Annotated in this window: 22 protein-coding genes; 9 read left to right on the top strand and 13 right to left on the bottom strand. The window is 60.7% G+C overall.

The window, feature by feature from the left end:
- Positions 1 to 171 precede the first annotated feature (171 nt).
- Positions 172 to 537 (top strand): putative quinol monooxygenase, encoded by a 366-nt coding sequence (locus tag KW062_RS23295; RefSeq protein ID WP_027619781.1) that lies wholly within the window; start codon positions 172 to 174, stop codon positions 535 to 537.
- 9 nt (positions 538 to 546) lie between these two features.
- Positions 547 to 810, top strand: coding sequence for a hypothetical protein (locus tag KW062_RS23290; protein WP_033866292.1), 264 nt, complete (start codon positions 547 to 549; stop codon positions 808 to 810).
- Between the two features lie 9 nt (positions 811 to 819).
- Here the strand turns inward: KW062_RS23290 and KW062_RS23285 are convergent, their stop codons facing one another.
- The 6 genes from KW062_RS23285 to KW062_RS23260 all read right to left on the bottom strand — a co-directional run bounded on the left by KW062_RS23285 (position 820) and on the right by KW062_RS23260 (position 8,630).
- On the bottom strand, positions 820 to 1,452 hold the full coding sequence (locus KW062_RS23285) for a flavin reductase family protein (protein ID WP_105753889.1): 633 nt from the start codon (positions 1,450 to 1,452) through the stop codon (positions 820 to 822).
- A gap of 126 nt (positions 1,453 to 1,578) precedes the next feature.
- Entirely contained in the window at positions 1,579 to 2,028 is a 450-nt protein-coding gene (locus KW062_RS23280) for a heme utilization protein (protein WP_218424811.1), read from the bottom strand.
- 315 nt (positions 2,029 to 2,343) lie between these two features.
- Positions 2,344 to 3,669 carry an MFS transporter gene (locus tag KW062_RS23275; protein WP_027619784.1) on the bottom strand — a complete coding sequence of 442 codons (1,326 nt, stop codon included), beginning with the start codon at positions 3,667 to 3,669 and terminating at the stop codon, positions 2,344 to 2,346.
- Between the two features lie 171 nt (positions 3,670 to 3,840).
- Positions 3,841 to 5,169, bottom strand: a complete 1,329-nt coding sequence (locus tag KW062_RS23270) for a sigma-54-dependent transcriptional regulator (protein WP_105753887.1) — start codon at positions 5,167 to 5,169, stop codon at positions 3,841 to 3,843.
- Entirely contained in the window at positions 5,163 to 6,929 is a 1,767-nt protein-coding gene (locus tag KW062_RS23265; protein ID WP_105753886.1) for a sensor histidine kinase, read from the bottom strand. Before KW062_RS23265 ends, KW062_RS23270 begins: the two co-directional genes overlap by 7 nt.
- Positions 6,930 to 7,106: 177 nt before the next feature.
- Positions 7,107 to 8,630: a fumarate hydratase gene (locus KW062_RS23260; protein WP_027619787.1), complete on the bottom strand. Its 1,524-nt coding sequence runs from the start codon at positions 8,628 to 8,630 to the stop codon at positions 7,107 to 7,109.
- Between the two features lie 313 nt (positions 8,631 to 8,943).
- Between KW062_RS23260 and KW062_RS23255 the strand changes: the two genes are divergently transcribed.
- From KW062_RS23255 to KW062_RS23245, 3 genes are read left to right on the top strand one after another with little or no spacing between them, the layout of a single operon-like run.
- Positions 8,944 to 10,050: a GGDEF domain-containing protein gene (locus KW062_RS23255; protein ID WP_105753885.1), complete on the top strand. Its 1,107-nt coding sequence runs from the start codon at positions 8,944 to 8,946 to the stop codon at positions 10,048 to 10,050.
- A complete protein-coding gene (locus KW062_RS23250) occupies positions 10,043 to 10,978 on the top strand; it encodes an iron-sulfur-binding ferredoxin reductase (protein WP_105753884.1) in 936 nt (311 codons plus the stop codon). Before KW062_RS23255 ends, KW062_RS23250 begins: the two co-directional genes overlap by 8 nt.
- Positions 10,979 to 11,006: 28 nt before the next feature.
- Complete coding sequence (locus KW062_RS23245; RefSeq protein WP_027619790.1) at positions 11,007 to 11,756, top strand: enoyl-CoA hydratase; 750 nt, start codon at positions 11,007 to 11,009, stop codon at positions 11,754 to 11,756.
- A gap of 110 nt (positions 11,757 to 11,866) precedes the next feature.
- Here the strand turns inward: KW062_RS23245 and pyk are convergent, their stop codons facing one another.
- Positions 11,867 to 13,318 (bottom strand): pyruvate kinase, encoded by a 1,452-nt coding sequence (gene pyk / locus KW062_RS23240; protein WP_027619791.1) that lies wholly within the window; start codon positions 13,316 to 13,318, stop codon positions 11,867 to 11,869.
- A 156-nt stretch (positions 13,319 to 13,474) separates the two neighbouring features.
- Between pyk and KW062_RS23235 the strand changes: the two genes are divergently transcribed.
- From KW062_RS23235 to KW062_RS23225, 3 genes are all read left to right on the top strand, one after another.
- Positions 13,475 to 13,846, top strand: coding sequence for a hypothetical protein (locus KW062_RS23235; protein WP_105753883.1), 372 nt, complete (start codon positions 13,475 to 13,477; stop codon positions 13,844 to 13,846).
- 232 nt (positions 13,847 to 14,078) lie between these two features.
- Complete coding sequence (locus KW062_RS23230) at positions 14,079 to 14,438, top strand: PilZ domain-containing protein (RefSeq protein WP_105753935.1); 360 nt, start codon at positions 14,079 to 14,081, stop codon at positions 14,436 to 14,438.
- A gap of 264 nt (positions 14,439 to 14,702) precedes the next feature.
- Positions 14,703 to 15,284, top strand: a complete 582-nt coding sequence (locus KW062_RS23225; protein WP_105753882.1) for a hypothetical protein — start codon at positions 14,703 to 14,705, stop codon at positions 15,282 to 15,284.
- A 294-nt stretch (positions 15,285 to 15,578) separates the two neighbouring features.
- Here KW062_RS23225 and KW062_RS23220 read toward each other — a convergent pair whose 3' ends face one another.
- Genes KW062_RS23220 through KW062_RS23195 form a run of 6 tightly spaced genes read right to left on the bottom strand, consistent with a single transcriptional unit; the run spans position 15,579 to position 22,306 of the window.
- A complete protein-coding gene (locus KW062_RS23220) occupies positions 15,579 to 16,910 on the bottom strand; it encodes a DUF58 domain-containing protein (protein ID WP_105753881.1) in 1,332 nt (443 codons plus the stop codon).
- 16 nt (positions 16,911 to 16,926) lie between these two features.
- Positions 16,927 to 17,928 carry an AAA family ATPase gene (locus KW062_RS23215; protein ID WP_105753880.1) on the bottom strand — a complete coding sequence of 334 codons (1,002 nt, stop codon included), beginning with the start codon at positions 17,926 to 17,928 and terminating at the stop codon, positions 16,927 to 16,929.
- Entirely contained in the window at positions 17,925 to 19,085 is a 1,161-nt protein-coding gene (locus tag KW062_RS23210) for a DUF4350 domain-containing protein (RefSeq protein ID WP_105753879.1), read from the bottom strand. The genes KW062_RS23215 and KW062_RS23210 overlap by 4 nt, the downstream gene beginning before the upstream one ends.
- Positions 19,082 to 20,617, bottom strand: a complete 1,536-nt coding sequence (locus KW062_RS23205; RefSeq protein WP_105753878.1) for a DUF4129 domain-containing protein — start codon at positions 20,615 to 20,617, stop codon at positions 19,082 to 19,084. The genes KW062_RS23210 and KW062_RS23205 overlap by 4 nt, the downstream gene beginning before the upstream one ends.
- Positions 20,604 to 21,584: a stage II sporulation protein M gene (locus tag KW062_RS23200; protein ID WP_105753934.1), complete on the bottom strand. Its 981-nt coding sequence runs from the start codon at positions 21,582 to 21,584 to the stop codon at positions 20,604 to 20,606. The genes KW062_RS23205 and KW062_RS23200 overlap by 14 nt, the downstream gene beginning before the upstream one ends.
- Positions 21,581 to 22,306: an RDD family protein gene (locus KW062_RS23195; RefSeq protein WP_105753877.1), complete on the bottom strand. Its 726-nt coding sequence runs from the start codon at positions 22,304 to 22,306 to the stop codon at positions 21,581 to 21,583. The genes KW062_RS23200 and KW062_RS23195 overlap by 4 nt, the downstream gene beginning before the upstream one ends.
- 183 nt (positions 22,307 to 22,489) lie before the next feature.
- Between KW062_RS23195 and sbcB the strand changes: the two genes are divergently transcribed.
- A complete protein-coding gene (gene sbcB, locus KW062_RS23190) occupies positions 22,490 to 23,917 on the top strand; it encodes an exodeoxyribonuclease I (RefSeq protein ID WP_105753876.1) in 1,428 nt (475 codons plus the stop codon).
- Positions 23,918 to 23,970 lie beyond the last annotated feature (53 nt).

Genomic DNA, 23,970 nt, shown 5'->3' with positions numbered 1-23,970 from the left:
AGCCGTTAATGCGGAGGTGGGCAGCGGATGAAGGGCTTTTAGTGAGCGGCTGCAGGATTGTGCAACAAGCCGGCAGGAATCGACTAACGGGCCTTGAGCCACTCGCTTAATCTCGGTTCCTGTCGCAGCTTCTCTCAGGCTGCTGCTTATACACCCCAGGGAGCGTCGAACATGTCCATTCAAATCCCCGTCAGCCATATGGCGTTTGTCCGAGCCCAAGCAGGTCGCTCCTTGGAGTTGGGCGCGCGTCTGAGCAGCCTGATCGAGCCATCGCGCCAGGCCAAGGGTTGCCTGCACTTTGCGTTGCAGCAGTCGCTGTGTGATCCCGAGTTGTGGCTGGTCTCCGGGTTTTGGGTCGATCAAACGGCGATGACTGCCTATTTCAGCAGCCCGGCGATGGTGGTGTTCAGTGAGTTGGTGCAGGAGTTGGTGGTTAATAGCCTGGACTTACACACCTTCAGTGACGTCTCGGCCGAGCAGGCCCGTGGCAGTTATCGCTTGGCCGATGCACCGGCCGTGCAGCAATGGGCCAGTTGACGGTTTAGAATGGCCGACTTTCCATTGGCCAGGATCCGCAACATGGCACGTAAAGAGTTTGCCCAGTTCGAAGCCGTTTCCGCCGCTGTGCGCGGTGACACAGGTTACACCGCCGCCATCGCCGTCAAGGCACTCGGTGGCATGGGCGCCCCGCGCTTCAACAAGGTCCTCGTCGACCAGACCTTCAAGACCGCCCTTGACGCCGACCTGGCGGCCGAGCAGCAACTGGCACTGTTGAAAGACGTCAACGAAGACGGCGAGCTGGTTTGGTAAAAACCAGGTTCAGGCCCTGTTAGCCCCCGGACGGTACATCTTGAACAGGGCCTCCGGGCCCAGCTGGAAATAATCCGCCGGACCGCCGCCGCGCAGAATCGGTTCTGCCGCGGCGGTGTCGTAGATTCCATCCTTGAGCAGCCACTTGGCGATATGTACGGCGACTACTTCGCCGAGGATCAGCCAGCTCGGCACCACGTTGCCATCCGCCCGCTGCAACTGAATGATCTGCGTGACCTTGCATTCGAAGGACACCGGACTTTCGGCGACGCGCGGTACCTGAATGATTTTCGACGCCACCGGGGTCAGCCCGGCCAGTTCGAATTCGTTGACGTCGGCGGGGACCATCGCACAGCTCTGGTTCATCTGTTCGGCGAGGGGGCGAGTGGCCAGGTTCCAGACGAACTCACCGGTCTGCTCGATGTTGTTCAGGCTGTCTTTACGGCCCACGCTGGAGAACCCGATGATCGGCGGAATGTAGTTGAACGCGTTGAAAAAACTGTAGGGCGCCAGATTCAACTGGCCCTGGGCATCCTGCGAAGAAATCCAGCCGATGGGGCGAGGGCCGACGATGGCATTGAACGGGTCATGGGGCAGGCCGTGACCCAGGGCAGGCTCATAGAAATGAATGTCGTCAGGCATGGCGTCGGTTCCAGGAAGGGCGTGGGCTGCCATAGTGCCGGGCTAGAGCGGTTAATTCCAGCGGGATGGCTTGGGGCAAAAAGACTAAGCCCGGCCGAAGCCGGGCTGTGATGCCGCAACCAGGATTCAGCTGATGGAAGCCGAACCGGTGCGATCGAAGCCGTCCTGGGCGACGGTGGCGGAACCGGTGCGATCGAAGCCGTCCTGGGCGACGGTGGCGGAACCGGTGCGGTCGAAGCCATCTTCAGCGACGGTGGCGGAACCGGTGCGGTCGAAGCCATCTTCAGCGACGGTGGCGGAACCGGTGCGGTCGAAGCCATCTTCAGCGACGGTGGCGGAACCGGTGCGGTCGAAGCCATCTTCAGCGACGGTGGCGGAACCGGTGCGGTCGAAGCCATCTTCAGCGACGGTGGCGGAACCTGTGCGGTCGAAGCCGTCTGCAGCGACAGTGGCGGCACCCGTACGGTCATAACCATCAGCGGCGATAGCGGAACCGGTGCGGTCAAAACCATCGGCGGCGAAGGTGTTGGCGGCCAGTACGGAGAGGGTCAGGGCAAGGATCAGTTTGGTTTTCATGGTGTGTGCTCCAGGTTCGTTGACGTTTTGTGCGTGGGGTATGGAGTTCATACTACGCGGATGAATTTGATTAAAAAGCGCAAAAAATTGCCTTTATCTATCGAATTAATCGATGTCTATGTCGTCGCGAAAGGCGAGCGGCGAGCAGGACGTCGATAGGGATTCAGATGACAACAGAATGCCAAGGCGCAATTAACGGACGATTAATCGGCTCGCGGCAGTTGGCAGAAGATGTGCGGGAGGCGGGAAGTTGCGATGGCGGTGTGTCGGACACACCGCCGTGCAGGGTTCGCCGGCAGGCCGGCGAGAAGGGGATCAGTCGGTTTCGATACGCGAGTGCTTGCGGGTGTCCTTCATGGTCACATAGACCACCAACGACACGGCGATGCACGCGGTGACGTACCAGTAGTAGCCGGTTTCCATGCCGATGCTCTTGAACCACAGGGCGATGTATTCAGCGGTACCGCCGAACAGGGAAACGGTCAGTGCGTACGGCAGGCCGACACCCAGGGCGCGGATTTCGGTCGGGAACAGTTCGGCTTTGACCACGGCGTTGATCGAGGTGTAGCCGCTGACGATGATCAGCGCGGCCATGATCAGGAAGAACGCGCCCCACCAGGTCTGGATGGTGTGCAGGGTCATCAGGATCGGCACGGTGAACAGGGTGCCCAGGACACCGAAGGCGATCAGGATCGGACGACGGCCGATCTTGTCCGACAGGCCGCCGATGATTGGCTGCAGACACATGAACAGGAACAGTGTCGCTGCCGAAATGGTGGTCGAATCGCTGATGCTCATGCCCACCGTGTTCACCAGGTACTTCTGCATGTAGGTGGTGTAGGTGTAGAACGCCAGGGTGCCGCCCATGGTCAGACCGACGACGGTCAGCAGTTCCTTGGGGTGACGCATCAAGGTGCGCATCGCGCTTTCCTTGGATTTTTCCTTCTTGGTGAACGACTCGGTCTCTTCCATGCCACGACGCAGGTAGAGCGCGACGACCGCACACAGCGCGCCGATGGCGAACGGGATACGCCAGCCCCAGGCATACAACTGCTCGGTGGTCAGGACGTTCTGCAGCAGGATCAGCACGCCCAGCGCGATGAGCTGGCCGGAGATCAGGGTCACGTACTGGAAGCTGGAGAAAAAGCCGCGACGTTCCTTGGTCGCCATCTCGCTGAGGTAGGTGGCCGAGGTGCCGTACTCGCCGCCGACCGACAGGCCTTGCAGCAAGCGCGCGAAGATCAGCAGGATCGGCGCACCGATGCCGATGGTTTCATAGCCCGGGCTCAAGGCGATCAGCAGGGAGCCGAAGCACATCAGATAGACCGAGGCCATCAAGGCCTTCTTGCGTCCGACTTTGTCGGCGTACAGGCCCATCAGCCAGCCACCGATCGGGCGCATCAGAAAGCCAACGGCGAAGATCGCCGCAGTGTTCATCAACTGGGCGGTGGTCGAACCGGCAGGGAAGAAGGTTTTTGCGAAGTACAGGGAGAAGGCAGCGTAGACGTACCAGTCGTACCACTCGACCATGTTGCCCACCGATCCGCTGAAGATCGATTTGATGCGGCTGGCGGTGGTTCTTGGTTTGGCAGACGCAGTGGCAGCGGCAGCCCCGCCAGACAGGGTTTGTGAGTTATCCATGAGGATCCTTCGTGTCATTGTTTTTGTGGAGCGCGCAGAAGCGCAGCCTGCAGGGGCTATAGCAGGAGCTGTGCCAACTCTAAGAAGGCCGGTTTAGAGGGGTTAAGGTGTTCAGGTGAGCGGAAATCCGCTTGTTGGTGACTTGGGCATGAGCGGAAATCCGCCGATCAATCAGCTGAGGAACATCTCGCGTGTCAGGCCATGCCGCTGCATCTTTTCATTGAAGGTCCGGCGTGGCAGTTGCAGTTCTTCGAGCACCGATTTCACATCGCCCTTGTGCCGGGTCAATGCCGCACGCAGGCATTGCGCTTCGAACGCCTCTTGTTGGGCGGCGAGGGATTGGCCGGGAGCGATGCCGTCGGGTTCCGGTTCACCCAGGCCAAGTACCTGTCGCTCGGCAACGTTGGCCAGTTCGCGTACGTTGCCCGGCCAGTCGTGGCTCAACAGCCGGCTCAATTGCGCCCCGCCCAAGGGCTCGACGTTGCGCCCCAAGCGTTGCGCCGCGGCTTGGGCGAAGTGGGCGTAGAGCAGGGGAATGTCTTCGCGGCGCTCGCGCAACGGCGGCAAACGTAATTGCGCGACGTTCAGGCGGTACGCCAGGTCTTCGCGAAAGCGTCCGGCGCGGGCTTCGTCCAGCAGGTCGGGCTTGGTCGCGGCAATGATCCGCAAGTCCACGGTGATGCTCTGATTGGCCCCCAGGCGTTCGAGTTTCTGTTCCTGCAGCACCCGCAGCAGTTTCACCTGTTGCGCCAGCGGCATGCTCTCGATTTCGTCGAGGAACAGGGTGCCGCCGTCGGCGTACTCCAGTTTGCCGATGCGCTTGCCCTGGGCGCCGGTGAAGGCGCCGCTTTCGTGGCCGAACAGCTCGGCCTCAAACAGTTGCTCGGGTATCGCCGCACAGTTCAAGGCCACGAAGGGCTTGTCGGCCCGAGGCCCGAAGTCGTGCAGGCAGCGCGCAACCAACTCCTTGCCGCTGCCGGTCTCACCGCGGATCAGCACGTTGACCGGTAGCGCGGCAAGGTCCAGGACTTGCCGGCGCAGGGTCTGCAGACCCGGGGATACGCCGAGCAGGCTGGCCTCGAGTCTGTTGCGGTTGTCGGCCTGCTCATGCAGGGCGCGGTTTTCCAGGACCAGCCGGCGCTTGTCCAGCGCCCGGCGCAGGCTGTTGAGCAGGGTCTCGGGGCTGAAGGGTTTTTCGAGGAAGTCATAGGCCCCGTCGCGCATGGCCTCCACCGCCATCGGCACATCACCGTGTCCGGTCAACAGGATCACCGGAAGATCGGCATCCTGCTTTCGCACCCTGGCCAGCAACTCCAGGCCGCCAAGACCTGGCATGCGCACATCGCTGAGGATGACCCCGGGGAAATTCTCCGGCAATTGCGCCAGGCATTCCTCGGCGCGACTGAAGAGTTGCACCGAGAACCCGGACAGGCTCAGCCATTGCTCGACAGCGTCACGAATGCTGCGCTCGTCATCGACCACCATCACTGAGTTCAACATTGAATCCGGGCCTCCAGGTCGATGGGCAGCGTGACGCTGAAGCAGGCACCGTCACCGCGATTTTCAGCATTCAGGCGTCCACCGAGTTCGTGGACGATGGCAAAGGATACGGCCAGTCCCAACCCTAGCCCATCACCCACCGGCTTGGTGGTGAAGAAGGGATCGAACACGTTCGGCAGGTCCTGTTCGCTGATGCCGCCGCCACTGTCGCGGACTTCCAGACGCCACAGTTGCTGGTCGGCCTCCAGGCGAATCTGCAGGCGCTTGAGCGGTTTGTCGTGCATGGCGTCGAGGGCGTTGCGCAGCAGGTTGATCAGCACTTGCTCGAGACGAATGGCATCGCCACGCACCCAGGCCGGACGGCTCAGGTAGACGGTGGTTTCAATCTGTTCATCACGCAGGCGCGCCTGAAGCAGCAACAGGGATTGATCGACCACCGCCGCCAGGTCCAGCGGTTCGCGCAGGCCGCTGGGGCTTTTGCGGGCGAAGGTTTTCAGGTGGCCGGTGAGGGCGGCCATGCGTGTCAGCATGTCATCCACCGGTTTCAATGCCTTATACGCGTCGTCGACCCGGCCATGCTCGAGTAGCAGGCGCAAGGTCGCCAGTTGCATACGCTGTGCGGTGAGCGGCTGGTTGATCTCATGGGCCAGCGCTGCCGACATCTGCCCCAGCGCCGCCAGTTTGGCGGACTGCACCAGGCCGTCCTGGGCGGTGCGCAGATCCCGAGTTCGCTCCTCGACCAGGCGCTCCAGCTCTTCGCGACTGCGCTGACGTAACTTGGCGAGGCGCCAGCGCTGGCTGAGGAACAACAACAGAAATACCAGGGTCAGCCACAGGCCCGCGGCCGCCAGCCCGGCATTGCGCAGGTCCTCGAAGGCCACCTGGGGCCGGCGCAGCAGGTGCAGGGTCCAGCCTTCGGAGCTCAGCGGCAGCGATTCCCACAGGTAGGGCATCGCGCCTTCCGGGCCGTCGACCTGGGCCAGGTAGCTGTTGGCGTCGAACCGTCGGATCAGCTCATGGTTCAAAGGCGTGAGCGTTTGTTTGTCGTACTGGCGGGTGGCGGCGAGTTCGGCACGGTCGGTATCCGATAGACTTTGTAACAGACGATAGCGCCAGCCGGGCTGATTGGCGATGAACACAATGCCCCGGGCATCGCTGACCAGCAGGGTATCGCTGCCCTGCCGCCATTCGCGCTCCAGTTGCGGGAACTCGAGCTTCACCACCATCGCCCCGAGAAACTCGCCGTTGTCGCCAAGGACGGCGCTGGACAGAAAGTAACCGGGGATGCCGCTGGTAACGCCCACGGCATAAAAGCGTCCGTTGCCCTGGCTGCGGGTCTGATTGAAATAGGGGCGAAAGCCGTAGTTGTGGCCGACGTAACTGCTGGGCAGGCGCCAGTTGCTGGCAGCAACCGCCAGGCCTGTGCGGTCGAGCAGTTCCAGGGTGGAGGACTCGGCCGCCCCGTTGATCTTTTCCAGCTTGCCGTTCAGCGTGTCTTGCTGTGGCGGGCTCACGGGGCCGGCCAACGCCGAACGCAACTCCGGGTCCAGGGCCAGGACGGCCGGCAAGGCGCGGTAGCGTTCGATCAGGGTGTGCAACGAGTTGGCGTACAGCGCCAGTTGCTGATTGGCGCGCTCGGCATCGTCTTCCTGTGCCTGACGTTCGGCATGGCGCATGGCGAGGATGGCCACCAGCACCGCTCCGGCCACGATCAGCAGGACAGACAGCGACAGGCGCAGGAAACGAGAAAGGGTCGGCATGCGGTGGGCACGGGCTGCAAGTCAGGGTGCGCACCATAGCATGCAGGGCCTTATGAAAGCCTGTTCCACGGCAGTCCTGAACCATTCGGTAACCTTTGTGCCGAGCAATCGATCCGGCACAAAAAAGCCGCGCTGTCCGGGTAGACAGCGCGGCTTCGGTGCCACGGGTTGAAGCGCTTACTGCACTTCTACCGCCAGGCTTTCACTGATTTTCTGCTGCCAGATGGCCGGGCCGGTGATGTGCACCGACTCGCCCTTGCTGTCCACCGCAACGGTGACCGGCATGTCCTTGACGTCGAACTCGTAGATCGCTTCCATGCCCAGTTCGGCGAAGGCCACCACACGCGATTTCTTGATGGCTTGCGCCACCAGGTACGCCGCACCGCCAACTGCCATCAGGTAGACCGCCTTGTGGTCCTTGATCGCGTCGATCGCAGTCGGGCCACGCTCGGACTTGCCGATCATGCCCAGCAGGCCGGTTTGCTCGAGGATCTGGCGGGTGAACTTGTCCATCCGCGTCGCGGTAGTCGGGCCAGCAGGGCCAACCACTTCTTCGCGCACCGGATCAACCGGGCCGACGTAGTAGATGAAGCGACCCTTGAGGTCCACCGGCAGGGTTTCGCCCTTGTTCAGCATCTCGACCATGCGCTTGTGCGCCGCGTCGCGACCGGTGAGCATTTTGCCGTTGAGCAGGACGGTTTCGCCTGGCTGCCAGCTCTGCACTTCTTCCGGGGTCAGGGTGTCGAGGTTGACGCGACGGGCCGACGGGCCAGCTTCCCAGACGATTTCCGGGTAGGCGTCCAGCGACGGCGCTTCCAGTTCGGCCGGGCCGGAGCCGTCGAGCACGAAGTGCGCGTGACGAGTGGCGGCGCAGTTCGGGATCATGCACACCGGCAGGGAGGCGGCGTGGGTCGGGTAATCCATGATCTTGACGTCGAGCACGGTGGTCAGGCCACCCAGGCCCTGGGCGCCGATGCCCAGTTGGTTGACCTTGTCGAACAGCTCCAGGCGGATCTCTTCGATACGGTTCTGCGGGCCGCGCGCCTTGAGTTCGTGGATGTCGATGGACTCCATCAACACTTCCTTGGCCATCACTGCGGCTTTCTCGGCGGTGCCGCCGATGCCAATGCCGAGCATGCCCGGCGGGCACCAGCCAGCGCCCATGGTCGGAACGGTCTTGAGCACCCAGTCAACGATCGAGTCGGACGGGTTGAGCATGGCCATTTTCGACTTGTTCTCGGAACCGCCGCCCTTGGCTGCCACGTCGACTTCCACGGTGTTGCCCGGGACGATCGAGTAGTGGATGACGGCCGGGGTGTTGTCCTTGGTGTTCTTGCGAGCACCCGCCGGGTCGGCGAGGATGGAAGCACGCAGGACGTTTTCCGGCAGGTTGTAGGCGCGCCGCACGCCCTCGTTGATCATGTCGTCCAGGCTCATGGTCGCGCCATCCCAGCGCACGTCCATGCCCACCCGCACGAACACGGTGACGATGCCGGTGTCCTGGCAGATCGGGCGGTGGCCGGTGGCACACATGCGCGAGTTGATCAGGATCTGGGCGATCGAATCGCGGGCTGCCGGCGACTCTTCGCGCAGGTAGGCCTCGTGCATCGCCTGGATGAAATCCACGGGGTGGTAGTAGGAAATGAACTGCAGGGCGTCAGCAACGCTCTGAATCAGGTCGTCTTGCTTGATCACGGTCATGAGTCGCGCTCCTCTAAAAGACGGGAACATTTAATAAAGGTGTCTGCAGTGGGGTGCATCGGTCGGCTGCAAACACCTTTCAAGGCACGCCGGGGTTGCTGGCGCGACGCTAAAAAGGCGCGGCAGTATACCTCGCCTCGCCGCCGGGCACATCCGCCGGCAGTCAAACGAAGGTCGCATATCCGGACCGGGGCAGCTTTTAGCAACCCCACAAAATTTGAATGGTGATTTTCGAGCAGCAACACTAAAGTGGCATAAGGCCTCTAGGGTAGGAAACTCTTGTCAGCCCCCTCTCTGCACGGTGAGTCATCGATTGACCCATAACGCGATCCAGAGTCTATTGCTCAAGCGCTTTATTCTGGCGACAGGCACTTATGCGCTGGCGATCCTGCTGCTATGGCTGGCGGTTTTTACGGGCCATTTCCAGGGCTCGGTCAGCAGCGCAATGGTCGGCACCGCGCTGGTGGTGCTCAGCCAGTCGGTGTTGTTTGCGATCTTCTTTACCGGTTGCAACCTGCGCTTCGCCGATCCCAGCCTGACCCAACTCCAGGTGCTGCTGGGGATAGGCTGGCAAACCTGGCTGATTGCCCACCTCGATTCGGCCCGTGGCGCTTTCCTGGTGTTTTACGTGCTGATCCTGTTGTTCGGCCTGTTTCATTTGCCGCGCCGCGCGTTTATCCGTAGTGCGGCCCTGGTGCTTTTCAGCTTTGCCGCGCTCAACCTCTGGGAGGGCTACCACTTTCAACTGGCCGACCCGGGGCTGGCAGTCCTGCAGGTGTGCGTGTTGTTCATTGTGCTTGTCTGGCTGGCGTTGTATGCCAGTTACGTGCAGGCTTCGCGTTTGCGCATGCGTCAGCGCCGGTTTGCGTTGCAGGCTCATCAGGACACATTGCGCGGGATGATGCGGCAACTTGAAGACCTGGTGGCGACCGATGAGTTGACCGGATTGTTCAACCGCCGGCACTTCCTGCGCCTCGCCTCCCGTGAATTGCAGAGCCTGGACGCAGGCGTGGTCCATGGCCTGGCGCTGATCGATCTGGACCATTTCAAACGCATCAATGATGTCCATGGCCACGCCGCTGGAGATCAGGTGCTGCAAGCCTTTGCGGGCGTCGCCAGCGCCTGTTTGCGTGAGGGCGACGTGTTGGCCCGCTACGGCGGTGAGGAGTTTGTGTTGTTACTACCTGATTGTGATGCCGAGCGCCTGACGGCTTGCTGCGAGCGTCTGCGCCTGGCCTTTGTCGATGTCGAGCTGATTGGCCTGCGGGTTCGCGACCTGAGCCTGTCGGCGGGCATGACCCTGCTCAGTGAAGGTGATGACCTGGATCACGCCTTGCATCGAGCTGACCAGGCGCTGTACCGCGCCAAGCGTGACGGCCGTAATCGTTGCGCCGCCGCCTGGGAAAACGTCGATGCCTGAACTGATTGTCGGTGAGCGGCGCTGGACCGAAGCGGTCGGCGGCAACCTGCTCGATGCCCTGAACCGCAATGGCCTGAACGTGCCGTACAGCTGTCGGGCGGGCAGTTGTCACGCGTGCCTGGTGCAATGCTTGCGCGGAGAGGTCATTGACCGTCGACCGGATGCCCTGAGTGCTGAACAGCGCCAACAAGGCTGGCGCCTGGCCTGTCAGTGCGAGGTGGTGGACGACCTGCAAGTGGCGGTGTTCGATCCGTTGCATGATGGCGCACCCGCAGTGGTCGAGGCCGCGGACTGGCTGAGCTCATCGGTGCTGCGCCTGCGTCTGCAGCCGGAACGGCCGCTGCGCTATCAGGCTGGCCAGCACCTGGTGCTATGGGCGGGGCAGGTGGCACGCCCTTATTCGCTGGCGAGCCTGCCGGAGGAAGACCGTTTTCTTGAGTTCCACCTCGATTGTCGCTTGCCGGGTGCATTCAGTGATGCCGCACGCCAGTTGAAGATCGGTGATCCGATCCGTCTTGGCGAGCTGCGTGGCGGCGCCTTGCATTACGATCCCGACTGGCAGCAGCGGCCGTTGTGGTTGCTCGCCTCGGGCACGGGCCTGGCGCCGTTGTTCGGGGTATTGCGTGAGGCGTTGCGCCAGGATCACCAGGGGCCGATCCGGGTGATGCACCTGGCCCATGACAGCACCGAACACTATCTGGCCAAGCCGCTGGCGGCGCTGGCCGGCAATCGCCCCAACCTGACAGTCGAACTGCTGACGGCGGCCGAGCTGGCGGCGGCTTTGGCGCAATTGCGCCTTGTTTCCCGGCAAACCCTGGCCTTACTCTGCGGCCACCCTGACAGTGTCGATGCCTTTGCCCGGCGCTTGTATCTGGCGGGGTTGCCGCGCAACCAACTGCTGGCCGACGTGTTCCTGCCCCGTGGTTGAACGCTGACTTTCTCTGAAGAGACTCACCATGACCGACGCCATACTGCTGGAGCGCGAACGCGGGCTGCTGACCTTGCGCCTGAACCGCCCGGACAAGAAAAACGCCCTGACCCGCGCCATGTACAGCCAACTGGGCGAGGCCCTGCAGCAGGCTGACAATGACCCCGAGATCAACGCGATCCTGATCACCGGCAGTGCCGAATGTTTCACCGCCGGCAACGACATCGCCGACTTCATCCAGGAACCGCCGAGCGATCTCGACAGCCCGGTGTTCCGATTCATGCGCAGTCTGCTGGAGTGCCGCAAACCGGTGATCGCCGGTGTGGCGGGTGCCGCCGTGGGCATTGGCACAACGCTGCTGCTGCATTGCGACCTGGTCTATATCAGTGCCGATGCAAAATTGCGTATGCCATTCGTCAATCTCGGGCTGTGCCCTGAGTTCGGCTCCAGCCTGATCCTTCCGCGTCTATTGGGACAGGCCAAGGCGGCTGAACTGTTGCTGCTGGGCGAGGCTTTCACTGGCGAGCAGGCAGCCGCCTGGGGTATTGCAACCCGAGCCCTGGAGAGTGGCGAGGCAGCCCTGGCCAAAGCCCGTGAAGTGGCGCTGCGTTTCGAAACCCTGGCCCCGGAAGCCGTGCGCATCAGCAAGCAGTTGATGAAAGCGCCGGACCAGGCATTGTTGCGTAAAGTGGTCGAGGAGGAGGGCAAGCTGTTCACCCAGCGCCTGCGGTCTCCGGAGGCCATTGCGGCGTTGACCGGGTTTATCAAAAGGCACTGAATTTACAGTGCCTCGACCGGCCTCTTCGCGGACAACCTGATTTACGGATCAGATAGCAAAAAGCCCCGGCACTCACATGCCGGGGCTTTTGATTTTCAGCAACCGATCACTCAGACCTGCGGATCACCCACGTGCAGGATCTTCATGCCGTTGGTGCCGCCGGTGGTGTGGAAGCTGTCGCCCTTGGTCAGGATGACCCAGTCGCCTTTTTCCACGACGCCACGCTTGACCAGTTCGTCGATGGCTTTCTGGCTGACTTCGTTCGGTGCAAGGGAAGCCGGGTCGAACGGTACGGTATACACGCCACGGAACATCGCAGCCCGAGCCTGGGCTTCGCGGTGCGGGGTGAACGCGTAGATCGGCACCGAGGAGCGGATACGCGACATGATCAGCGGGGTGTAGCCACTTTCGGTCAAGGCGATGATCGCTTTCACGCCCGGGAAGTGGTTGGCGGTGTACATGGTGGCCAGCGCGATGCTTTCGTCGCAGCGCTCGAACTCTTTGCCGATACGGTGGCTGGAGGTCTTGCTGGTCGGGTGCTTTTCCGCGCCAACGCAGATTCGCGCCATGGCCTGCACGGCTTCCAGTGGGTACTGGCCGGCAGCGGATTCGGCCGAGAGCATCACGGCGTCGGTGTAGTCGAGCACGGCGTTGGCTACGTCGGACACTTCGGCGCGGGTTGGCATCGGATTCTGGATCATCGACTCCATCATCTGGGTCGCAACGATCACGGCCTTGTTGTGGCGGCGTGCGTGCAGAATGATTTTCTTCTGGATGCCCACGAGCTCGGCGTCGCCGATTTCCACACCGAGGTCACCACGGGCAACCATCACCGCGTCGGACGCCTTGATCAGGCCGTCGAGGGTTTCGTCGTCGGCCACGGCTTCGGCGCGTTCGATCTTCGCCACCAGCCAGGCGGTGCCGCCGGCTTCGTCGCGCAGTTTGCGGGCATATTCCATGTCGGCAGCATCGCGCGGGAAGGACACGGCGAGGTAGTCGACTTCCATTTCAGCGGCGAGCTTGATGTCGGCCTTGTCTTTTTCAGTCAGGGCCGGAGCGGTCAGGCCGCCACCGCGACGGTTAATGCCTTTGTGGTCCGACAGCGGGCCGCCGATGGTTACGGTGCAGTGCAGTTCGGTGGCGGTGGCGGTGTCGACACGCATCACCACGCGGCCGTCATCGAGCAGCAGTTCGTCGCCGACGCCGCAGTCTTTCACCAGGTCCGGGTAGTCGATGCCGACCACTTGCTGGTTGCCTTCGGTCAGCGGATGGCTGGTGGAGAAGGTGAACTGATCACCGATCTTCAGCTCGATCTTTTTGTTGGCGAATTTGGCGATACGGATTTTCGGGCCTTGCAGGTCACCCAGCAGGGCGACGAAGCGGCCGTGCTTGGCGGCGAGGTCGCGGACCAGCTTGGCGCGAGCCTTGTGCTCATCAGGGGTGCCGTGGGAGAAGTTCAGGCGGGCGACGTCCAGGCCAGCCAGAATCAGCTGTTCGAGAACTTCCGGCGAGTTACTGGCCGGGCCAAGGGTAGCGACGATTTTGGTACGACGGACGGACATGCAAAGACTCCTGAGTTCAAGCGCTGAGTGAGGCTACTATGCTGCGCAGTTGTAGTCATTGTTCGTTTGCACTACTTATTGGTTTCTTTATTGAACACGCCGCACTGAAGATTTTTGCCCACGGGTCGATACAGCTTTCAAGACAGGAGAACCCTCATGCGATTCGTGCTTTTAGCTGCCCTGGCCCTGAGTGTCGTGGGCTGCACCCGTTGGTCGATGGACCATCACCTGAATACCGCCTATCGGGCCTACGACGCCGGTAACTGCGAGCGGGTAATGCTCGAATTGTCCCAGGTCGATCGCACCAGCCGTTCGCGCCGCTATATTCAGCCGGAAGTGTCGATGTTGCGCGGCCAGTGCCTGGAGCGCCAGAAACTCTACGTCGATGCGGCCCAGACCTACCAGTTCATCATGGCCCAATACCCGAACAACGAGTACGCCTACCGTGCCCGCGCCCGCCTGGAAACCTTGCAGTCGCTGGGCTGGTATCCGCCGCGCAGCGCCAGGAGCACCCCGGCGCCGTTGTGATGTTGGTTATCATTTGATAACTGGCCGGGTTGCAGACATAAGCTAACATTCGACTGTGGCGTTTCAGTGAGTGGATCCTGAGGCGCTATCGTTACCCGTGACCGGCAGCTTCAAAGCGAGCGCAATTCCAGGACGTCCGCACCGTGATCGGGGACAGCGAACCGGCCCTGCCGGTGCGTTGCGAAGCATTAGTGCGACCCTGCTCAAGGGCCTTGGCAAAGCGAAATTCGACATGTTCACAGAACGCCGGATCGCGCGGCACCAGTTGCCGTATTTTCTCAAAGTCTTCAACAGCGTCACGGACAAACCCATCGGCTTTATTGGCAACGTCTCCGAAGACGGCTTGATGCTCATCAGCAACTTGCCGATGATGGTGGGCGCAGTTTTTGACTTGCGCCTGAAGATCCCGGCCAGCGACTACATCTCCCAGGTGATCGACCTGCGCGCCTGCTGCCAGTGGTGCCATGAAGACGCCACGCCCCATCATTACGACGCCGGATTCATCCTGCAGGAGGCCCCGCCGGAATATGCGCAGTTGGTAGAAGCGTTGAAGCGGTATTTCAGCTTTCAGAGTTTGTCGGCTTCCGCATAAAAAGCAAAGCAGCCTACCTATCTGCCTGACCTTGGGTTACCGCGATGAGGTTTTGCTGTAGGGCTTTGAATGGGATCAATGCTTAGGGCTGAACGTAGGGCGGTGAACGGTCAAGCTAAAAGTTTTTAGTTCGTTAGATAATGATGGTTTTGTTATTTCTTTTTGTTCTAAAAAACTGTCAGTTCTGACAGTGGTCGGTTGCCGGCTATTTCAGTTATTTTTTAATTGCAAATTCAATGATTTGTTAATTGAGGGGTAAAGGTGATGGCTCGTTCAGTTAAAGTTAACGTAAAAGTAAAGTCGTGCGATAAAGAAAGCTGTAAAGGGGGCGCAAAAGAGCAGAAAGACAAGCTGAAGGTAATTCGTAGGGATGTTACGCAGTTTGTTCTTGTGGATGAGGTTGTCGATGGTTCTTTTCGAGAAAAAATTGAAGGTATTCAAGCCACAGAAGATTTTTGGGTGGGCGTGCCAATCGATATTTTCAATCACCAGCATCTGCGGGTTGGTGAATTGAGAGGGCAAATCAAGTATCAGTACAGATTTTATGAGGGGAAAGTTTATTTTCGGACGACGGAGTATTACTTGACCAGTCGGCCAACTAATAAGGTGTGGTCGAGGGCTAATATTGACTTCAAGCTTTACAGTCGTACCGAAGTGCGAAAGAACTCGCCTGACGCAATGCTCATGGATTACAATTGGCATCTGCTTATTATGAACGCAGATGTTGAGCTTGTACCAGGGGTCGGTGTGTATGTAAATTTCCGAGTTGAGTATGATGGAACGAATAATGGTGTTGGTGAAAAAGATAGTTGGGGGCAGCAGGTGCGCCTCGTAGACCGGGGCTGATCTTAGTAAGCTTCCTGCTTGGTCAGTTCTGAGGCTTACGCGGGTTGGCCTCAGAGCTGCAATCGATGCAGATTTGCATGATTGTCAATATTGGCGTGTCATGGTTATTGCTGTGAGTTGATTTTCGCTTTCGCGAATCTCGATAACGAGTGGGTCATCAAAAGTGTATTGATTTGATTGGTCCTGCTTTGTGGTGTTTCTCTGAGCAAATGCTTGGCTTGGGTGTCATGTTGTTCGTAGTTGTGATAAATGCCGTTTGGTGATTTCCTTCAGTTGATATTTTGTAGAGGGGGGTTACAGTGTGCCAGATTTTTTCCAGTTAAAGTACTTTGATGTCAGGTGCGCTCCAAGTTTATCAGGTTGGGTGTCAACTATCGCTATGCCTTGTAGCTTTAGTTTTGCATGAGTTGTTTTGCGAGTGTCTAGATAGTCTGCGGTTGCGCAATACTCGAGTGCTTCTTGTGGTGTGTTCACAGGGCGTTCCAGTGTTTTCCCAAGGATGTCCTCTCTTAAGCTTGCGATTAATGCAAAGTGCTGTTTTCTTAGTTGATTTATGGCGAGTATCAGGTCTTCGTTGCTTTCGTTCCGCAAGTTGCTAAGGATGATGACGAGTGATTGCCGTTTTTCTTTGGTCAACAACTCGACAGCAGCGGCCTGATAGTCGGCGCTGCGATTACAACTCTCCAAGTCATAGGTCGAATTTAACAAAGATTTGAGTTGTCCGAGGCCTTTGAGAGGGGCGAGATATCGCGGTTGATTACTGGCGAAGGTCATCAGACCAACAGCATCGCCCTGACGCAGTGCAATATAGCTGAGCAACAGACAGGCGTTGAGGGCGTGGTCGAAGTGCGACAGCTCGCCGTCCTGACTGCGCATGCGCCGCCCGCAATCGAGCATGAAAATGATTTGTTGGTCGCGTTCGTCCTGATACTCGCGGGCAATCGGTGTGCGTTGCCGGGCGGTGGCTTTCCAGTCGATCTGTCGCAGGCTGTCGCCCTCGCGAAACTCCCTTAGCTGGTGGAACTCAAGGCCCTGGCCACGTCGCTGGCGCTGGCGCACCCCCAACTGGTTGATCCAACTGTCGACCGCCAGTAACTGCGCGCCGTACAGATGAGCGAAGTCCGGGTACACACGGGTGCTGTCAATGACGTGCAGATAGCGGCGGGCGCTCCACAAACCGAGGTGGCCCGGCACATTGACTTCGCACTGCAGAAAGCTGAAGTGCCCACGACGCAAGGGCCGTAGCCGATAGCTGAATTGACTGATTTGGTCCGGCTGTAACTCCAGCGCATGTGGCAGTTGCTCGAACACAAGGCCGTCGGGCACGTGGTCGAACAGCTCGATGGTCAGCGGTTGCCGGTAGTCGTGCTGTACGCTGACCTGCACCTCAGCCCAGCGTCCTAGCGCCAGGCTGCCGGACAGTCGACGCTGGATGCTCGGCGAAGGACGACGCAGCAGACGCGCGGCATCAAGCAACGCCAGTACCAGGAGCGCCAGCAGCAGCGCCCAATTGATCGCTTGCAGGTTCGGCCCCAGGTCGATGCCCAAGGCGCTGAGCGCTCCCTGCACAATACTCAGGCCGAGCAGCGTGGCCAGCCAGATTAGCAATAGGCGCGTGGGCTTCATGATTCAGGGCTCCCGCTCACAGTCTGGGTGCCGGAACCTGGTCGAGCATCTGCCTGAGTACCTGGTCGACGTCGAGGCCCTCGATATCCAGCTCCGGGGCAATCCGCACCCGATGACGCAGCACCGCCAGGGCACAGCCCTTGAGATCGTCGGGGATGACGAATTCGCCACCGCGCAACAGCGCCCGAGCCCGTGCCACACGCACCAGGGCAATGGAGGCTCGCGGACCGGCGCCGAGGGTCAGGCCGGGCCAGGTGCGCGTGGTGCGGGCCAGGCGCACGGCGTAGTCGAGCACCTGCTCATCCAGCGGCAGTTCGCTGGCGATCCGCTGCAGGGCGATGACGTCCTTGGCTTGCAGCAACGTGCGCAATGGCTGCACGTCGAGCATGTCGGCACGGGTCGAGCGGCTGACCTGGCGCACCATGTCCAGCTCCTGGCCGGCATCCGGGTAATCCATGCGCACTTTGAGCATGAAACGATCGAGCTCGGCTTCCGGCAGCGGGTAAGTGCCTTCCTGTTCGATCGGGTTCTGGGTGGCCAGGACCATGAACGGTTGGGCGATGGGCAAGGCTCGGCCTTCCAGGGTCACCTGACGCTCCTGCATGGCTTCGAGTAAGGCGGCCTGGGTCTTGGCCGGTGCCCGGTTGATTTCATCGGCCAGCAGCAGGTGGGTGAACAGCGGGCCCTTGCGCAGCTTGAACTGCTCGGTCTGCAGGTCGTAAACCGCATGCCCTGTGACATCACTGGGCATCAGGTCGGGCGTGAACTGAATCCGTGCGAACTCGCCGCCGAAGCAGCGGGCGAGGGCGCGCACCAGCAAGGTCTTGCCCAGACCCGGTACGCCTTCGAGCAGCACATGGCCGCCGGCAATCAAGGCACTCAGCACATCGTCGATAACGCTGCTCTGGCCAATCACTGCCTTGTTCAGCTCAAGGCGCACGGCTTGCGCCAGTTGACTGGCCCGGCGCCGTTGCTGCGCGGCATGGGACGGGCTCGGAGGTACGGAAGGTTCGCTCATAAGGCATTCCTGAGGTTCTGCAAGTGGGCCACCTGGCGGCTGAATTCGCTGCTCGATAGCCTTCGTTTACGGGGCGGGCCGAGGGCCTGGGCAATGCTCTCGGGCGAGTGCCCGGTCAAGCGGGCGAGCACTTGCCACTGTTCGGGCGTGTCGAGTTGATCGATGCCTGGATGACGTTGCCTGGCACGTCGCAGCACATCGTGCTGCAAGCCCTGCAACAGGCTCTGTTGCCCGGCGCGACGGACGAGAAAATCGGCACTGGCGCGCAGATGTTCCTGCAACTGGCGGCGGGCCTTGGGTGCTGCGGGCTGCACCGGTCCGTGGCGCCAGCCTGCGTGCCAGAGCCCTAAAGCGATCAACGCGAGCAGCGCCACCAAGGCCTGGGGGAAATAACGCCACAGCAAGCTCAGCAAGTTGTCGTGGTCAATGTCGTATAACAGCGTGACGTCGGTGTCGGCGAACAAGTACCACAGCAGCCAGGCGTTGTCGTATTGGCCGATCGCGCTGTTCTTCCACAATTCGGCATCGGTCACCACGGTGATCGAACCCTCACCCCAGGGCAACTGCATCAGGTGTGTGGCCTTGGCGCTGTTGGCCCATGCCTGTGCCAGGTCTTGCGGGTCTTCGAGGTGGAACTGCGGGTCGAAGCCGGCGTAGGCCGGTGCCTCCTCGTTTTCCAGATAAAGTTTGGTCAGGTTCGGATAGCGGTCCTTCGCTGCCTCGGCAGGCACATCCTTGAGGTCTTTGCTCATGAACTGCTGCACGTGCACCCGGTCCAGCAGCAGGTCCTGACTGTTGCCGGTCTGCTCATTCCATAAGGCCTGGGCGACAAACAGCAGGCGCCCGCCATCTTGCGCCCAGTCCAGCACCTGATCGACCTGGGCCGGGGTCATGTTGGCGCGTTCGCCCAGCAGCAACAGGCTGTGCTGGCGTGGTTGCAGGGTGGGCAGACTGTCCAGGCTATTGACGTGATGCACGCTCAATCCTTGCTTGCGCAGAAAACGTTCGGCTGCCAAGTAGGGATTGTTCTGGGCTTCGGGGGAGGGACCGTGGTCGATGCTTTCTTGATAGGGCGTGGCGTGCAGGTACAGGTACGTTGCCACTGCACAGAGCAATGCGCCGATCAGTACGCCGAGAGCCGCCAGACGTCGACTCATCGCTGTGCTCGCGGGTCAAATAATGCGCGCCAGCCCTGGCAGAGTTGCTGTTGCAGCGCCGCAGGCGGCACACGATGACCATAGGCGATGTTCTGCCAGTGCAGCGTCAGGCTTTGGCTGTAGTTCTGCAACTCCGGGTCCTGCAACTGCTGGACCCGCGCCAGGACCTCGGCTTCGGTGTCGGCACTTTTCAGGGGGAGACCGAAGTCGTGCAGCAGGCGACTGAGCAAAGCCCGATAGAGCAGTCCGAGCGCTTCGCGGGGATGCTCCAGCCACAACGATTCGACCTGGCTGGCGATGTCTTGCGCAAGTGACTCGGGATCGAGATCGAGACCAAACAATTGGGTGGGTGAGGGCGAAGTACCCGGAGCGTGAAGAGGCTTGCGGCGGCTGACGAAGGTCTGCAGCCAGTCGCGGTAGTGCCAGATCAGCAAGGCAATCGAGCCCGCGAGCGTGGTCCATAGCAGCACCTCGATGACTTGGGCCAGCCCTTTGAAGCGCTGGCTGTCGAACCATTCCAATAGTGCCTTGAGCCATGCCGGGGGCTGAGCGTCTTCGACTGGATCAGCGGCTTCTTCGCCGAAGCGATAGCGGGTAATCGTCTGCGAATTCTTGAAAGGTGGCGCCTGAAGCAATGCGTTGATGTCACGGCTGGCGGCCTGGCTGGTCAGGGGCTGCTGGAGCAGGCGCGGGGCGCTTGGGGCGTCAGGCTCGTCGGCATACACCGCCTGCGGCATCGGCAGCCACAGCAGGCCGAGCGCCAGCAGCGCGATGCCCAAGCCGCTGAGACGCTGGCGCAGGCGGCGAAATTGCAGTTCGATGTCCCAGGCTTCCAGTACGGTCCGGCGGTTCAGGTACAGGCTGAATCCGCAGGCGACGTAGATCGGTCCCCAGATGATCAGGACCAGCGCATAGAGGCCGTTGATCAGGTGCTCGAGCCATAGCCAGTCCTGTTCGCTGGCGTCGATTAGCGTTTGCCAGTCCCAATCCAGTTCGATTTGCATGGGCAGGAACAGGTAGAACAGGGCCATGCAGCCCAACCACAGGCTGGATTCCAGCAGTGCGCCGAGGAGGGTCAACCAACGCCCGGCCTCGCCATCGCGTTGTTGCAGGACCGCCAGACGTTGCTGGCGTGGCTGCCCGGCGAGACCTTCGAGCTGAACCACCGGCAGGCAGAAACTCCGGCTCAGGCTCAGGCGGCGCCAGGTCAGGCTGGCGAGCAGTTGCGGTTTGAGCAGTCGCGGCCATTGGCGCAATGCCTGTTTCACGCTGGGCGCCTGGCCGAACAAGGCTTCGGAGAGAATGTACAACGGCAGGCGTTCGAACGCAGGTTTCAACCACCAGAAGATCAGCAGGGCGATGCCTGGGGAGTTCCAGAACAGGCAGGTCAGCAGGGCGAATACCGGCAACGTGATCAGTGCCCAACTGACCATCAACAGTCGTCGGTGACGCTGGCTGAGCAATACCCCCAGGTCCATGGCCTCCCAACTCGAGCGCGGACGGATGACGACGCGGGCCTCATTCAGGCGCATGGCGTGTCCGTCCGACAGTAATCAGATAGAGCGCTACCAGTGCCCACAGGGTGGCCCCCACCAGATATTTGGCGAGAGGGGACGTGGCGTTGCGCGATGACCAGTAGGCTTCGATGAAGGCGGCGATCAACAGCAACAGCATCACGCCGCACATCAATAGGACGCTTTTGCGCGCAGCCAGGCGCAAGGCCTCGCCGCGTGTGAGGCGACCGGGAGCAATCAACGACCACCCCAGTTGCAGGCCGGCCGCGCCGGCTATGGCAATGGCGCTGAGTTCGAAGGCGCCATGGCCGATGACGAACGACCAGAAGTTTTCGCCGAAGCCGATGCGGGTCAGATGGCCGGCGATGGCTCCAATCAGCAGACCGTTGAACATCAGGAAAAACACGCTGCCAAGCCCAAGTAGCAGGCCGCTGGCGAAGGTCTGAAAGGCAATACCGATGTTGTGCATGATGTAGTAGCCGAACATCATCCAGTCATCACTCGCCGCACGCTCCATATCGCGGCCCAGGTGCCCGGCGGCGGGGTCGTACATGCTTTGCATTTCGCCCACCTGCTCGACCGGTAACAGGCTGTAGATCAGGTCGGGAAACAGGTAGACCAACAGCGCAATGCCCAGCAGTGAGCCGAAGAACAACAGTCCCGCCACCAGTACGAAGGGCCATGACTCACGCACCAAACGTGGGAAGTCGGCGAGGACAAACGCCAGCAGTTGAGCCCGCACGCTGCTGCGATGGCGGTAGAGCAACTGGTGTCCACGCAGTGCAAGTTGCTGCAAGGGATCGATCAGGCAAGTGCTGTACCCGCGCTCCTGTGCCAAGGCCAGGTGCTGGCACAGGCGCCGATAGTCCCTGGGGAATGAGCGGGCGTGCTCGGCGCTGGCCTTGCCGCGCTCCAGCAGATCGAGATCTTGGCGATACGCGTCCCACTGCGGCTGATGGAGGCTCTCGAACTGGCTCTGTTTCATACCGGTCCTCGCAAACCCAGGGCAATACCGTTGAGTTCGGCAACCGCGCGCGGTGGGCTGACCTTCAACGGCTCGGCCAGCAATGCGGCGAGTTCCTGCACCCGCTCAGCGGAAAGCTGGGACTGGCGTTCGGCGAATTCCGATACGGCGCGCTGTTCAGCCAGGCTCAGATTGAAAGGTGCCCGCAGGGGCATTGCAGCCGGTAGCGGCGGGCGCGTTACGGCTTGTTCGCGATAGATCACCAGGGTGCCGGCGGCAATGTCGCCCAGGCGTTTGAAGGTCGGGTGCTGCAGGCAACTGATGGCGCCGAGGCTGTAGCCGAAGGGCAGCATATCGACGAAGCGCAGCAGATTGCGGATCAGCGAAGCCGACCAGCCAATGGGGGTGCCGTCGTCCTGCACGACCCGCAGTCCCATCCACTGTTTGCCCGGCGAGCGGCCCTGATTGAGGACCTCGAACAACACCATGTACCACCAACTGAGAACAAACAGCAGCAGCGAGCCGAGGCCCACGCCGACCTTGCCAAAAAACGCCAGGGTCACGAACAGCAGCCCCAGGATCAGGGCGCGTAGTCCCAGGTCGATGGCAAATGCCAGGGCACGCGGCAACAACCCCGCCGGACGCAATGGCAGGTCGATGCCTTCGGGCGTTTCGACCTGGTAGCGGGTATCCAGTGGCGGGGGCAGCGGTGCGTTCCTTGGCGGTGCTGAAGTCTGAGTCATTGGCTGCCTGGTGAGGGGCCTGATGGTCACGTACGTAGGGCCGATGCTAGCAGTCTTCGTTCCGGGGAACGACATATCTATGTAGCACCCAGTAACAACCATCGGTGCTTGAATAACAGCATGACTGGTCGGCACCCGGTGTGAGCGCCTAGACTTCGCCGGTCTCAAGTTCAGGAACAGCCCGTGACTTCCATTTTCTGGTACGACTACGAAACCACCGGTATCAGCCCGCGTTGCGACCGACCGCTGCAAATGGCCGGCATTCGCACTGACCTCGAACTCAACGAGATCGAGGCCCCGGTCAATCTCTACTGTCGACCCAGTGACGACATCCTGCCGCATCCGGCCGCCTGCGTGATCACCGGGATCACCCCGACGCGCCTGGCCGAAAAGGGCCTGTGCGAAGCGGATTTCATGACCCGGGTGCATGCGCAACTGGCCGCGCCCGGGACCTGCGGCGCCGGTTACAACACTTTGCGTTTTGATGATGAGATGACCCGCTACAGCCTGTACCGCAACTTTTTCGACCCCTATGCACGAGAGTGGCAGGGCGGTAACAGTCGCTGGGATCTGATTGATGTGGTGCGTGCCGCTTACGCGCTACGGCCCGACGGTATCGTCTGGCCCGAGGATGACGGCCGGGTGACCTTGAAGCTCGAACGCCTGACGGCTGCCAACGGGCTTGACCATGGACAGGCCCACGATGCGTTGTCCGATGTGCGTGCCACCATTGCCCTGGCGCGACTGATCCGCGAGAAGCAGCGCAAACTCTATGACTGGTTGTTCGCCTTGCGCAGCAAACAGAAAGTCATGGATCAGATTCGTTTGTTGCAGCCGCTGGTGCATATATCCGGTCGTTTCTCCGCGGCTCGCCACTACGTCGGCGTCGTACTGCCGCTGGCCTGGCACCCGCGCAATCGTAACGCGCTGATTGTCTGTGATCTGCACCTGGATCCCCAGGGGTTGCTTGAAGAAGATGCCGCAACGCTACGTCAGCGCCTGTACACCCGCCATGAAAACCTGACGCAAGGCGAGTTGCCGGTGCCGCTCAAACTGATTCATATCAATCGCTGCCCGGTGGTGGCACCTTTATCGGTGTTGCGCGGGGAAGATCAGCAGCGCCTGAAGTTGGATATGCCGCTGTATCAGGCGCGGGCGCTGCGGCTTAGTGACGCACAACAAGTCTGGCAAGCGAAAGTCCAGGCGATTTATGCCGCGGAAGAATTCGTCCCGAGTGACGATCCTGAGCAACAGTTATACGACGGGTTCATTGGCGATCGTGATCGGCGTTTATGCGAGCAAGTGAGAACGGCTGAACCGATGCAATTGGTGCGAGAACAATGGCCGTTCGATGATGAGCGATTGCCGGAACTGTTATTTCGATATCGAGCACGCAACTTTCCCGAGACCCTGAGTGATGAGGAGAATGCGCGCTGGACACTGTTCTGCCAACAGCGCCTGACGGACGCTCAGTGGGGCGCTCCGAATACCCTGCAGGACTTTGATGAGGCCGCCGCTGAGTGTTCGATTAATGCGACGGAGCAGGGACTTGGAGTATTGAATGAATGGCGCGAATACGTGGAGGGAGTGCGCAATCGTCTGGGATTGTGAAATACACGGACGAAATATGTTGAATTAAACCTAACAAAAAACGCCAGCGATCG

Origin of the sequence: Pseudomonas fluorescens (genome assembly GCF_019212185.1) — a bacterium.
Taxonomy (GTDB): Bacteria; Pseudomonadota; Gammaproteobacteria; order Pseudomonadales; family Pseudomonadaceae; genus Aquipseudomonas.
The sequence above is the reverse complement of the archived record's forward strand: the minus strand, read 5'-3'. Positions and strand labels throughout refer to the sequence as shown.